Genomic DNA, 11,902 nt, shown 5'->3' with positions numbered 1-11,902 from the left:
AGGTCAGTCCTCGACCTTGCTGCGGCTCTGGTAGGCGAGGTCCTGGTAGTCGCGGTGCCGGGCCATCCAGCCGGAGATGAACGGGCACACGGCGAGGACGCGGAGCCCGTCCGCCCGTGCGGCGTCCAGGGCCGCGCGCGCCAGTGCGGAGCCGACGCCCTGTCCGTTGAACTGCGGGTCGACCTCGGTGTGAGTGAAGACGACGAGCTTGCTCTCCTTGGTGCGCATGTACTCGGCGACTCCCGCGTGCTGCCCGTCGACCCGGGCCTCGTAGCGGTTCGTGTCGGGGGAGTCGGTGATCTCGATGGCCATCGTGGCCCTCCATGTCGTGGTCGTAATGTGCGTTGTTTGCACAGTTTGGCGCAGTGGGGCCGTGCGGTCAGTGGACCACGGGGTTCGGCATGGCGGCCTGTCGCACGGGGTGTTTGCTGAGGATGGACACCCGGTTGAAGGCGTTGATGGTGATCGATGCCCAGATCGCGGCGGAGATCTCGGCATCGTCGAACACCTCCCGCGCCGCGGCGTACGCGGCCTCCTGTGCGGTGGCGTCGTCCGGGTGGGTGACGGTCTCGGCCAGGCCGAGCGCCGCCCGCTCCCGGTCGGTGAACACCTCCGCGTCCCGCCACCCCGGCAGGACCCCCAGGCGCAACGGGGACTCCCCGGCGCCCAGGGCGGCACGGGTGTGCGTGTTCAGGCAGAAGGCGCACCCGTTGATCTGGGAGACGCGTATGTTGATCAACTCCAGCAGGGCGGGCTCCAGACCGGCCTCGGCGGCTTCGGCGCGGAGATCGTGCTCGAACCGGGCGCGCACATCGTCCTCGCCGTGGACCCGGCCTTCGAACTCGGCGTACTGGTCGACGAAGGGACCGTCCGGGTCGAGGGGACGCCCGTACCGGACGGGCAGCTGGGGCACGTCGCTCCGGGCGCAGACACCATCACCCTCACGAACGACGCGAGCGGCCCCGCGCGGCTGCTCCTGCTCGGCGGTGCACCCTTCGGCGAAGAGATCGTGATGTGGTGGAACTTCATCGGCCGAAGCCACGAGGACATCGTCGCGGCTCGGGCGGACTGGGAGGCCGACGCCGAGCGCTTCGGTACGGTCTCCGGCTACCCCGGCGGACGCCTGCCGGCGCCAGAACTGCCCAACAGCACGCTCAAGGCGCGCGGCAACCGATCACCACGCTGACCGCCGCCCAGGAACACACCAACACACCAAAGCGGCAACACACCAACACCGCAACACACAGGGAACAAGGAGACAAGCGCCATGACATCTGCCACCCCTCCGGTCGTGGAACACCGTCCCGACGAGCAGCGCTACGTCATCACGGTCGACCGCGAACAGGCCGGTTTCACCGAATACCGCGACCGCGACGAGCAGCGGGTCTTCTTCCACACCGAGGTCGACGACCGCTTCGCCGGGCAGGGCCTGGCCTCGATCCTGGTCACCGAGGCCCTGGCCGACGTCCGCGCCGACGGCAAGCGGGTGGTCCCCGTCTGCCCCTACTGGGCCAAGTACGTCAAGAAGCGCGAGGAGGAGACGGCCGACGTCGTCGACCCGGTGCGCCCGGAGGTCCTGGCCTGGCTGCGAAGCCGGCTCGACTGAACGGGCATCGCGGGAATACGACGAGCGCGGTGGTGATTGGCCAGAGCATGAAGGCCATCGTGTACAGCAGCAACGGCGACTCCGAGGTTCTGCGACTGGAGGAGCGCCCCGTCCCCGACCCCGGCCCCGGCGAAGTCCGGGTCGAGGTACATGTCTCCGGGGTCAACCCCACCGACTGGAAGGTCCGGGCAGGACTCTCGGGCAGCCTCGGGGACGGCGAGAGCCAGGTGCCCAACCAGGACGGCGCGGGCCGGATCGACGCGGTCGGCGCGGGCGTCGACCCCGCGCGGATCGGGGAGCGGGTGTGGCTGTACCTGTCCGCGGCCGGGCGCCCGGCCGGCGGTACGGCGCAGGAGTTCCTGACCACCCCGGCCGAGCGGGCCGTGCCGCTCCCGGACGAGGCCGACTACGCTCTGGGCGCGGCGCTGGGCGTGCCGGCGCTCACCGCCCACCGTGCTCTCACCCTCGCCGCCGACGGGCCGGACCGGTTGGCGCCCGGGGCGCTCGCGGGTTGGACCGTGCTGATCGCCGGGGGAGCGGGAGCGGTCGGCAACGCGGCGATCCAGCTGGCCCGTTGGGCCGGGGCGACGGTCATCACGACCGTCAGCTCTCCGGAGAAGGCCGACCTGGCGAAGGCCGCCGGCGCCCACCACATCGTCAACTACCGCACGCAGGACGTCGCCAAGGTCGTCCTCGACCTGGCGCCGGACGGAGTGGACCTCGTCGCCGAGGTCGCTCCGGCGGTCAACGCCGAGCTGAACCTGGCGGTCACCAGGAACAACGCGACGATCGCCTTCTACGCCAACAACGGTGGCGACGAACTGCGTCTGCCCCTGCGCGCGACCTTCGGCCGGAACCTGGACTGGCACGGGCTGTCCCTCTACACCGTCCCGGCCGAGTCCATGCGCGCCGGCGCGGCCGCCGTCTCGGAGGCCGTCGCGGCCGGTGCGCTGCGGGCAGGCGCGGAAGCCGGACTGCCGTTCGTCCGCTTCCCGCTGGAGCAGACGGCGAAGGCGCACGAGGCTGTCGAGGGCGGCGCTGTGGGGAAGGTCCTCATCGACGTCAGGGCGACGGTGTAGGAGGAGCGGCACCTGTGGGCGCGATGGGGTGCCCTCCTACGCCGAGTGGGCCTTCGGTGCCGAAGCCGGTGATGCGGCAGTGGTTCAGGACGGGCCGGCGCTCGCGGCCGGAGCAGGAGAACGCGACCCGACTGTCGGCCGACCGCAACCGAAGGCGGACTCCACGAAGCACTGCTCGTACGCCGCCTGCGCGCCCTGCTCCAGGGCGTGTTCCAGGGTGTCGAAGGGCGGGGGAGTCTGCCGTGACCATCCGGCGCGCAGCAGCGACACGATGAACCCTGCGAGGAACGCGTCCCCGCAGCCCATCGTGTCGGTCATCGCCGAGGGATCGGCGGGGCGGGTCGGCACCGTGAGCGTGGTGCGGCCGTCGTGGACGATCGCGCCGTCCAGTCCACGGGTCGCAAGCGCCATGCCCGCGCCCCGCCCCACCACATCGGCGAGCAACGCGCGCGTGGCGCTCTCATTCAGGTGCGAGCACGACAGGAGCGCCAGGTCGACGTGCGGGCAGACGCGGTCGAGGTAGTCGGGCGAGCGGTACTCGTCCTCGTCGGAGAAGTCGAAGCTGACCAGAGGGCCGGCCGCGGCGAGGTGGGGGAGTTGGGCCTCAGTGGACGAGTAGACGCTGGAGTGTACGAGCGCGAACGATGCCACGTAGGCCAGGAGTTCGGGGGCCAGGGCGAGTGACTCGCTGACGGTGCTGTCCGAGTAGGCGAGGAAGGTGCGGTCGCCGTCGCGCGCGTGGAGGGTGGAGACGGAGGGCGTGCCGGGACGGACGGGGCTGCGGTCGACGGTGACACCCTGGGCCGCCACGGATGTGCGCAGGAAGGTGCCGAGCTCGTCGTCGCCGAACATCCCGAGGTAGGCGGCTTCCACGCCGAGTCGGCGGGCGTAGACGGCGACGTTGACGCAGTTGCCGCCGGGGTAGTCGGTGCCGCGGTCCACGAAGCGGTCGACGGTGTTGTCGCCGAAGCCGAGGACGTTCGGACTGTGCTGGCCGGTCAGGACGTTCAACGAGGTCTCCCGGGGTGGCGCGCCGGTGCCACCGGCACCGGCGCGCGGGACGGATGGACGAGGGATCCGGTCGGGCCGGTCAGTAGTCCATGACGCGGTAGTAGCGGCGCAGGTCGAGCGAGTGGTCGCGGGCCCGCTCCAGGTGCTTGCTGACCCGGTCGAGCACGGTGTCCATGACCAGTGGGGCGAGCAGTCCGCGGAACTCCGGGCTGATGCCATCGAGGGGGTAGTCGCGGGTGTCGAAGACGGTGACGTCCTTCGAGACGCGCTTGGCGAAGGACTCGGCGCGGTCGGTGAGCGGCCGCGTCTCGTCCTCCCCCTGGAAGACGATCACGCTGGTGTCCTCCTCCAGGAGCTCGAGCGAGCCGTGGAAGAACTCCGCGCTGTGCACCCGGGTGGTGCGCAACCACTGCATCTCTTCGAGGATGCACATGGAGTACAGGTAGGTGAATCCCCACAGGTTCCCGCCGCCGATGAGGAAGTGGTAGTCGTTGTCCTTGTGTGCCTTGGCGAAGGCCTCGGCGACCGGCTCGGCCTGCCGTGACACGTCGACCAGGACGCGGGGCAGGACGGCGAGCTCGTCCGCGAGCCGCTCGTAGCCCTCGAACTCGCCCCGCCGGTCGAGCAGTCGGCCCATGAACAGCAGCATCTGGACATCGAACGGCCATGCCTTGGGCGCGGAGACCAGCACGGTGTCGACGTTCTGGGCGACCGGGGAGTCGGCGATGCCGGTGAAGCCGATGGTGTGGGCGCCGCGGGACTTGCAGTGCTCGATCGCGCTCAGGCTGTCCTCGGTGGTGCCGGACACGGAGGTGAAGACGGCGATGGTGCGCTCGCCGAGGAGGGCGTCGCCGGAGACGGCCAGTTCGGCGGCGATCGCGGCGCGTACCGGCAGCTTCGAGGTGCGTCGGGCGAGGTGCTCGTAGGGCCACATCTGCGCGTAGGTGCCGCCCGCTCCGACGAGCAGGACGTTGTCGTAGCCTTCGCCGACGAGACGGTCGACGACCTGCTCGATCTGGGGGCGGAGCGCCACGAGGCTCTCCGTCTGGGAGACGAACTCGGCTTCGTTGAACTTGAGCACGGTGAATCTTCCTTAGAGGGTTGTTCCGCAACAGGGTTGTTCCGCACCGGCCGGCGAATGCCGGGGATCCGGTGTCCGAGGGGCGCGGGGACCGGGTCGGGTCAGACCGCGCGGCGCCGGGAGAACAGGACGTTCGCTCCGGCGATGATCAGGCCGCCGACGAAGATCAGCGTTCCCATGACGTTGACCTGCGGGGGTACGCCGGTACGGCTCGCGCTGTACACCCACAGCGGGAAGGTGACCGTTCGGCCGGCGTTGAAGCTGGTGATGATGTAGTCGTCGACGGACAGGACGAAGCAGAGCAGGGCGCCGGAGACCACACCGGGCAGCAGCGTCGGCAGGGTGACAAGGCGGAACGCCGTCCACGGGCCGGCCCCCAGGTCCCGGGCCGCCTCCTCCAGCGTCGGATCGTGCCCCGCCATGCGCGCCCGTACGGTGATCGCGACGTAGGGGATGCAGAACGCCACATGGGCGAGGACGACCGTCCAGTAGCCGCGGGGCACGCCCAGGACGATGAGCAGCGACAACAGGGCGGCGCCGAGGGCGATTTCGGGGGCCGCGATGGCAGCGAAGAGCAACAGGTCCACGGAACCGCGGCCGCGGAAGCGGTAGCGGCCCAGCGCAAGCCCGATCGGGGTGCCCAGCAGAGTGGCGACCACGGCGACGATCAGGGCGATGGTGAGGCTGTTCACCAGCGCGGACGTCAGGTTGGGGATGGCGAACAGGTGCCGGTACCAGTCCAGGGTGAAGCCCTGCCAGGTGAAGTTGACCCTGCTGCCGGTGTCGTTGAAGCCGAAAAGGATCATGACGGCGATCGGCAGCAGCAGCCAGACGAGCACCAGCGCGGTGTACACGGTCAGGGTGGGGCGGCGGCGGACACGTGCTGCTCGGCGCGGCCGTGAGGGTGCGGGCGCGCCTGCCGGTGGCGCGACGGTGTGCGTGGTCATCGCGCGGCCGCCTCCAGAACGTCTTCGGTGCCCAGGACCCGGGCGTAGGTGAACACGGCCAGCAGCAGCGCGCCCATGAGGACGAAGGAGAGGGCGGCGGCGCTGGGGTAGTCGAGGTTGGTGAAGTACTCGGACTGGATGATGTTGCCGATCATCGTGGTCGAAGGGCCGCCCAGAATGCTCGCGTTGACGTAGTCGGACGAGGCGGGCACGAAGGTCAGCAGCACACCGGCGAAGACGCCGGGAAGCGACAGCGGCAGCACCACGCGCAGGAAGGTGCCCACCCGGGAGGCGTACAGATCGGTGGACGCCTCGATGACCTTGGGATCGACCCGCTCCAGGGCGACGTACACGGGCAGCACCATGAACGGCAGGAAGTTGTACGTCAGTCCGCCGATCACCGCGTACGGCGTGGCCAGCAGGTGGAAGTCGCCCGGGAGCAGCCCCAGTTGCTTGAGCGGGCCGAGCAGGACGCCGTTGTCGGCCAGCACGATGTTCCAGGACTGGGTGCGGATGACGAAGGAGACGAAGAACGGCAGCAGGATCAGGAAGAGGAACAGCGACTTGTGGCGGCCGGCCCTGAAAGCGATCCAGTACGCCACCGGGTAGCCGATGAGCGCGCAGGCGGCGGTGGCCGCGGCGCCGTAGCCGAGGGAGCGCAGGAACTGCACGTGGTAGGTGCTGATCACATCGGCGTAGGTGCCGAAATGGAAGGTCTGGCGGAAGCCGTCGATGAAGTCGCCGGTCTGCAGGGACAGGGACACCATCACGATGACGGGCATGATGAAGAAGGCGGCCAGCCACAGCCAGCCCGGCAGGATCATCCAGTAGGGAGCCAGCGAGGCAACGGGGCGGCGGCGCCGCCGCTGTCGGCTCAGGCCTGGTAGATCGGCTCGAACAGCGCGTTCCACTGCTTCTCCTCCTCCTTGTCGAGCACCCGCAGGCGGCGCAGCTTCGATTGGTCGGCCTTGGTCGGGAAGACCAGCGGGCTGGTGCTCATCGCGTCGAGCACGGTGTGCCGCTTGCCGGTGGCGGCGGCCGCGTCCTCGGCGATGACCTGCTGCGCGCCGGGCACGGGGCAGACGAACTGCACGGTCTCGGTGATCTTCGCGGCGACCTCGGGCCGGTAGACGTAGTCCATGTAGGCGAGGGCGTCCACGGCGTGGGAGGCGGTCGAGGGGATGCAGAGGTTGTCGGTCCAGAGCAGACCGCCTTCGTCGGGGATGACGAACTCCAGCTCGGAGCCGCTCTGGTTGGCCTGGAACACATCGCCCGAGTACACGAGCGAGGCCGCCAGGTCACCGCGCTGGAGCGAGGACTGGTACGTCGCGGTGGAGTAGGAGCGGACCATGCCCGCGTCGCGCTGCCTGCGCAGCCAGGCCGCGGCCTTGCGCCAGTCGGCGTGTGTGGAAGTCTCCGGATTCACACCGACGGCCAGGAGAGCGATGTTGCCCATCTGTACGGCGTCGTTCCACATGCCGACCTTGCCGCGCAGCTTGGGGTCGAGCAGGTCCTGCCAGCTGGTGATCTTCCGGCCGACCCGGGCCGGGTCGTAGCCGATGCCGGTCATGCCGGACTGCCAGGGCACGGTGTAGACGTTGCCGGGGTCGAAGGAGGAGTTCTTGAAGACGGCGCCGCCGTGCCGGGCGAACGTGGGCAGCCGGCTGTGGTCGAGCGGGGCGAGACAGCCCAGCTCGATGTACTTGGTGAGGTAACTGTCCCCGCCGATGACCATCAGGTCGTAGCCGATGCCCTGTCCTGAGGCGAACTCGGGCTGGATCTTGCCGAACCAGGACGCGCTGTCGTCGATCAGCTCGTGATAGGCGATCTTGACGCCGCTCTCGCGGGTGAAGGCGTCGAGGGTGGGGTGCTTGCTCTGGTCGCGGGGGTCGACGTCGATGTACTGCGTGTAGTTGACGAAGTCCAGCTTCCCCGACCGCTTCTTCCCGCTCCAGAAGTCATCGACGGCAGCCGCGATCTCCGCCTTGCCGGTGGGGACATGGACACGGGCGCCGGGAACGCTGCACGCGGCGAGCGGGGCAAGGGCGGCGGCGCCGAACGCGGCGCGCAGCAGGCCGCGCCGGGTGAATCCGCGCGGGACGGGTCCGCGCGGTCGGGGCGCGAAGGGTGTGGAGTGCTCGGGCATGGTGGTCTGCCTGTCGTCAGCGCGAGGTGAGGGAGACGGGAGCGGCGTCCGGCGTCGCGGGAGCGGGCACGGTGGTGAGCGGATAGGAGTGGTCGGTGGCCCAGGACAGCCAGACGGTGTCGCCGCGATCCGGGAAGACGAGCGCCGTGCCGTCGTTGGGCTGGAAGACCGTCATCTCGACGCCGGGTCCCGTGTCCACCGTGTAGCTGGTCGAGGTACCGAGGTAGACCACCTCCCGCACGGTGCCGCGAACGCGGCTCGCGGTGTCGGTGGGCCCGGTGGCCAGCGTGATCTTCTCGGGGCGCACGGTCAGTTCGACACTTGCCCCCACACGGTGCGCGCCGCTGAGCGGGACCGTGACGCGCTGGCCGTCGCCGAGGTCGACGACGCCGCTGTCCCCTTCCACGGAACTCAGACGCCCACCGATCAGGTTGGACGTACCGATGAACCCGGCGACGAACGCGGTGGCGGGCCGCTCGTACACCTCGCGGGGCGACGCGACCTGTTCGACCAGACCGTTGTTCATCACCGCGATCCGGTCGGACATGGTCAGGGCCTCGGCCTGGTCGTGCGTGACGTAGATGAAGGTGATGCCGACCTCGCGCTGGATCCGCTTCAACTCCAGCTGCATGGACTGGCGCAGTTTCAGGTCGAGGGCGCCGAGCGGCTCGTCGAGGAGCAGCGCGCGGGGCCGGTTGACCAGGGCGCGGGCGAGCGCGACACGCTGCTGCTGGCCGCCGGAGAGCTGGCGGGGGCGGCGGTCGGCCTTGTCGGCGAGTTCGACGGTGTGCAGGATCTTCGCGACCCGCTCGCGGATCTCGTCCTTGGGCACGCGCTTGCGGCGCAGTCCGAACGCCACGTTGTCGGCGACGCTCAGATGCGGGAAGAGGGCGTAGGACTGGAAGACCATGTTGATGTCGCGCTTGTTGGCCGGTACGCCGACCATGTCGCGGCCGTGCAGCAGGATCTGACCGCTGGTCGGTTCCTCGAACCCGGCGATCATCCGCAGGGTGGTGGTCTTGCCGCAGCCGGAGGGGCCGAGCAGGGAGAAGAACTCGCCCTCGCCGATGGTGAGATCGACGCCGCGGACGACCGCCGTGTCCCGGGCGCCGGCACCGTCGAAGTACTTGACCACGTCGACGAGGGTGATGGCCGGGCCTGTGGCCGGTGGCGGCGGCGAGAGGGTGTCGGGTGCCATCCGTGGTACCTCCGGTGTTCGGGACGTGGAACCGGGGCGACCGTGGACGTGGGCATGCCGTGGTCGGCCCGAGGGAGACAGGGGGAGGGTGCCGATCGGTTTTTGATAACGTTACCAATCGGCTCGTACCTTACCCATCGGCTGCCGCCGTCCGTCAATGGTTGGATGGAGCCGGATTTCATCGACCCGCCCCTCGGCATCCGCCGAGCCGTCCTCCACGAAGAGACCGCCCATGCCGAACACCGCACGGCCGCCGCGTCGCGTCACCATCCCCGACGTCGCGCGGCACGCCGGCGTAGGACAGGCCACCGCCGCCCGGGTGCTGGGCGGATACGGCTCGGCGAGCCCGGCCACCCGGGAACGTGTGCTGGCCGCCGCGGCCGAACTCGGCTACAGCACCAACGCGGTGGCCCGCAGCATGATCAGCGGACGCACCCACACGCTGGGGGTGATCGTCGCCGACGTCGAGAACGCCTACTTCGCGCGCGCTGTGCGCGGCGTCACCGACATCGCGGCCAAGGCCGGCTTCCAGGTGGTCCTCGCCAACAGCGACGAGGACGGCGAGACCGAGAAGGCCGCGGTGCAACTCTTCATCGAACGCCGCGTGGACGGCCTGGTCGTGGCGCCCGCGGCGGCCGACCACGACCACCTCGACAAGGCCGTCGCCTCGGGCATCCCCGTCGTCCTCCTCGACCGTGCCCTCACCGGCGCCGCACTGGACACCGTCGTGGTCGACAACCGAGGCGCCGCCAAATCCGCCGTGACCCGGTTCACCGACGCGGGGCACACCCGTATCGCCGTGATCACCTCCGCGACCGCCGACGAGACCTCCGGTCGGCTGGCACCGGGCGCGGACATCTGGACCACGACCGAACGACTCACCGGCTACCGCCAGGCCCTGCGCGCCGCGGGCATCCCGCGCGGGGCCGAGCTGATCCGGCACACCGGATACGACCGGGCCTGGGCCCGCTCGGTCGTCCTGGAGCTGATGACGTCGAACGACCGCCCCACCGCACTGTTCACCACGGACAACGTGGCCACACTCGGAACCCTGGACGCCCTCCTCGACCTCGACGCCCGCATCCCCGACGACGTCTCCGTCATCGGCTTCGACGACGCCGAATGGGCCACGCTGGTCCGGCCCCGGCTGAGCGTGGTCAGCCAGCCCGTGCAGGAGCTGGGCGGCCTGGCGGCGGACATCCTGACCCGCCGCATCAACGGCTCCACGGCCCGGCCGCGCCGACACACTCTGCGTACGAGCTATGTTCCGCGTGAGTCGACGGGGGTGGCTCCGGGGCGGGTGCGGGGTCTTGGGGCCTGACGCGACTGACTGCGTGGACTCGGGGCCCACGCCATCCGGAATGGCGGCTTACAGCCGTTCCTCGATGACGGGCGCTTAGGAGGATGCTGCCCGCCACCGTCTTTGGGGTCCTGCTCGCAGGTCGTATGTCCTTGGTAGGACTGGTCATTGGGGATCAACAGCACTCCGGCCACCAGCTCAGGCCGGTCGACGTCAAGCCATACGTCACCCGTGCGGGAACCGGCACCGAGCTGCACCCTGCCGGCGGCCTCGCCGCGTTTGGCGTCGTGTCGGTGCAGGTCCAGGAGGAGCAGCCGGACAGGGCGAGAGTCACCAGGAACAACGACACGCCGACACATACCCGTGCGGGGAACACCCGGATGACCTCCAGTCAGGGCGGAGCGCAGCCGTGTCGGCGTCACCGCTTCCGCCGGCTTGGCAAGGGAGGCAGCGTATTGCAGGTCGGCGACCGAAGCGGATCTCTAGCCGCGCGTCCCCTCGCCCCCCGCCCGCTTGGCGACGCTCTGTGCCTGCCCCTCGTGTATGTCGCTCACCCACTCCCAACCGGGCTTCGCCGACGCGCCGATACGCGGGTCGCTGGGAGCAAGGCCGTCCCGCAGGGCATGCACGTACGCACGGTCCTGGTCGATGCGTGCGCGTACCTGACCGGCCCTGCCGACGGATCCGTGACCGGGGATGACGACACCGACGTCGCCCGCCGCGTCCTCCAGCCGCCGAAGCCCGACCAAGTAGTCCTCGACCGGGTCGGCGGAATCGTCGAGCATCGGGATCAGGACGTCGGAAAGCATGTCGCCCGCGATGAGAACCCTGCTCTGCTCGATCAACAGCGCCGCATGGCCCGGGGCATGAGCCGGATGCTCGATGATCCGAACCGCGGGGCCGCCCCAAGGAATCCGCGCGGTCCCGGCAGGCAGACCCGTAATGCGGCCGAAGAGATCAAGCGGCGTCTCCTCGGCGATTTCCGGTGGCAATCCCTCGGCGAGGTGGGTCTTCCAGTCCGCGTCCGAGAGCAGCTGCTCCAGGAATTCCGCGCAACGGGCCGTACCGTATCGAGGCGCTTCGCCGAATGCGGCGTGCCAGAGCGCGTGATCCCAGTCAGGATGCGTCGAGAAGCCTGCCGTCACGGGCCGGCCGTCCTTACGAAGGTCGTTCGCCAGACAGGCCATCTCGTCGCCTGTGATCCCGGGGTCGACGAGCAGTACGCCGTCCTTGCCCTGCACGACAACGGTGTTGTTCTGGAGCAACTCGCTTTGGTGGACGAGTACTCCTTCCGCGACCTGCTTCAGCATGGGGATCCTCCCGTTTTGTGGTCCACAGCCGCTTGCTGAGACCGTAGTCCACTCCTTCCGCGGCGTCCCCGGGGCAGGGCGGCCGGCCCCGGAGACGTCACGGGAGCCGCAGACACGCACGTCACACCAGGGGGGTGCTCCTATCTGTTCGGTCAAGGTCTGTGTGCTTGGTCAGGCGGCCTGCTCGTACTTCGGCTGGTAGGGAGTGCGGTGTTTGAGCATGG

Annotated in this window: 13 protein-coding genes; 4 read left to right on the top strand and 9 right to left on the bottom strand. The window is 69.7% G+C overall.

What is annotated here, in order from left to right; all coding sequences use genetic code 11:
• Positions 1 to 3 precede the first annotated feature (3 nt).
• Together ACFYWS_RS23845 and ACFYWS_RS23840 are read right to left on the bottom strand one after the other, a co-directional pair.
• Positions 4 to 498 (bottom strand): GNAT family N-acetyltransferase, encoded by a 495-nt coding sequence (locus tag ACFYWS_RS23845; protein WP_389279869.1) that lies wholly within the window; start codon positions 496 to 498, stop codon positions 4 to 6.
• The gene (locus ACFYWS_RS23840) at positions 380 to 811 is read right to left on the bottom strand and encodes a carboxymuconolactone decarboxylase family protein (RefSeq protein WP_389279867.1); all 432 of its coding nucleotides are present in this window, start codon (positions 809 to 811) and stop codon (positions 380 to 382) included. The genes ACFYWS_RS23845 and ACFYWS_RS23840 overlap by 119 nt, the downstream gene beginning before the upstream one ends.
• Here ACFYWS_RS23840 and ACFYWS_RS23835 point away from each other — a divergent pair.
• The 3 genes from ACFYWS_RS23835 to ACFYWS_RS23825 all read left to right on the top strand — a co-directional run bounded on the left by ACFYWS_RS23835 (position 791) and on the right by ACFYWS_RS23825 (position 2,685).
• Positions 791 to 1,186, top strand: a complete 396-nt coding sequence (locus ACFYWS_RS23835; RefSeq protein ID WP_389279865.1) for a pirin-like C-terminal cupin domain-containing protein — start codon at positions 791 to 793, stop codon at positions 1,184 to 1,186. The genes ACFYWS_RS23840 and ACFYWS_RS23835 overlap by 21 nt on opposite strands.
• Positions 1,187 to 1,267: 81 nt before the next feature.
• Positions 1,268 to 1,606 (top strand): GNAT family N-acetyltransferase, encoded by a 339-nt coding sequence (locus ACFYWS_RS23830; RefSeq protein ID WP_389279863.1) that lies wholly within the window; start codon positions 1,268 to 1,270, stop codon positions 1,604 to 1,606.
• A gap of 47 nt (positions 1,607 to 1,653) precedes the next feature.
• Positions 1,654 to 2,685 (top strand): NADPH:quinone reductase, encoded by a 1,032-nt coding sequence (locus ACFYWS_RS23825; protein ID WP_389279861.1) that lies wholly within the window; start codon positions 1,654 to 1,656, stop codon positions 2,683 to 2,685.
• Between the two features lie 84 nt (positions 2,686 to 2,769).
• On the opposite strand, the gene ACFYWS_RS23820 is transcribed toward ACFYWS_RS23825, so the two are convergent.
• From ACFYWS_RS23820 to ACFYWS_RS23795, 6 genes are all read right to left on the bottom strand, one after another.
• The gene (locus tag ACFYWS_RS23820; protein WP_389279859.1) at positions 2,770 to 3,696 is read right to left on the bottom strand and encodes a PfkB family carbohydrate kinase; all 927 of its coding nucleotides are present in this window, start codon (positions 3,694 to 3,696) and stop codon (positions 2,770 to 2,772) included.
• A gap of 79 nt (positions 3,697 to 3,775) precedes the next feature.
• Positions 3,776 to 4,777, bottom strand: coding sequence for an SIS domain-containing protein (locus ACFYWS_RS23815; protein WP_389279857.1), 1,002 nt, complete (start codon positions 4,775 to 4,777; stop codon positions 3,776 to 3,778).
• A gap of 101 nt (positions 4,778 to 4,878) precedes the next feature.
• Positions 4,879 to 5,724, bottom strand: coding sequence for an ABC transporter permease (locus ACFYWS_RS23810; RefSeq protein ID WP_389279855.1), 846 nt, complete (start codon positions 5,722 to 5,724; stop codon positions 4,879 to 4,881).
• Positions 5,721 to 6,635, bottom strand: a complete 915-nt coding sequence (locus ACFYWS_RS23805; protein WP_389279852.1) for an ABC transporter permease — start codon at positions 6,633 to 6,635, stop codon at positions 5,721 to 5,723. Before ACFYWS_RS23805 ends, ACFYWS_RS23810 begins: the two co-directional genes overlap by 4 nt.
• On the bottom strand, positions 6,599 to 7,870 hold the full coding sequence (locus ACFYWS_RS23800) for a spermidine/putrescine ABC transporter substrate-binding protein (RefSeq protein WP_389279850.1): 1,272 nt from the start codon (positions 7,868 to 7,870) through the stop codon (positions 6,599 to 6,601). The genes ACFYWS_RS23805 and ACFYWS_RS23800 overlap by 37 nt, the downstream gene beginning before the upstream one ends.
• Before the next feature lie 16 nt (positions 7,871 to 7,886).
• Positions 7,887 to 9,068, bottom strand: a complete 1,182-nt coding sequence (locus tag ACFYWS_RS23795) for an ABC transporter ATP-binding protein (RefSeq protein ID WP_389279848.1) — start codon at positions 9,066 to 9,068, stop codon at positions 7,887 to 7,889.
• Positions 9,069 to 9,300: 232 nt separating this feature from the next.
• On the opposite strand from ACFYWS_RS23795, the gene ACFYWS_RS23790 reads away from it, so the two are divergent.
• Positions 9,301 to 10,389, top strand: coding sequence for a LacI family DNA-binding transcriptional regulator (locus ACFYWS_RS23790; protein WP_389279846.1), 1,089 nt, complete (start codon positions 9,301 to 9,303; stop codon positions 10,387 to 10,389).
• Positions 10,390 to 10,850: 461 nt separating this feature from the next.
• Here the strand turns inward: ACFYWS_RS23790 and ACFYWS_RS23785 are convergent, their stop codons facing one another.
• Positions 10,851 to 11,678, bottom strand: a complete 828-nt coding sequence (locus tag ACFYWS_RS23785; protein WP_389279844.1) for an MBL fold metallo-hydrolase — start codon at positions 11,676 to 11,678, stop codon at positions 10,851 to 10,853.
• Positions 11,679 to 11,902: the final 224 nt, after the last annotated feature.

This window comes from Streptomyces sp. NPDC002795, assembly GCF_042888725.1.
GTDB lineage: Bacteria > Actinomycetota > Actinomycetes > Streptomycetales > Streptomycetaceae > Streptomyces.
This window is presented reverse-complemented; position numbering and strand designations above follow the sequence as displayed.

Bases quoted from the DNA above. Each gene is read 5' to 3' on its own strand.
- ACFYWS_RS23845 (WP_389279869.1), bottom strand. From the start codon at position 498: ATGCCGAGATCTCCGCCGCGATCTGGGCATCGATCACCATCAACGCCT.
- ACFYWS_RS23795 (WP_389279848.1), bottom strand. From the start codon at position 9,068: ATGGCACCCGACACCCTCTCGCCGCCGCCACCGGCCACAGGCCCGGCC.
- ACFYWS_RS23825 (WP_389279861.1), top strand. From the start codon at position 1,654: ATGAAGGCCATCGTGTACAGCAGCAACGGCGACTCCGAGGTTCTGCGA.
- ACFYWS_RS23810 (WP_389279855.1), bottom strand. From the start codon at position 5,724: ATGACCACGCACACCGTCGCGCCACCGGCAGGCGCGCCCGCACCCTCA.
- ACFYWS_RS23785 (WP_389279844.1), bottom strand. From the start codon at position 11,678: ATGCTGAAGCAGGTCGCGGAAGGAGTACTCGTCCACCAAAGCGAGTTG.
- ACFYWS_RS23800 (WP_389279850.1), bottom strand. From the start codon at position 7,870: ATGCCCGAGCACTCCACACCCTTCGCGCCCCGACCGCGCGGACCCGTC.
- ACFYWS_RS23830 (WP_389279863.1), top strand. From the start codon at position 1,268: ATGACATCTGCCACCCCTCCGGTCGTGGAACACCGTCCCGACGAGCAG.
- ACFYWS_RS23790 (WP_389279846.1), top strand. From the start codon at position 9,301: ATGCCGAACACCGCACGGCCGCCGCGTCGCGTCACCATCCCCGACGTC.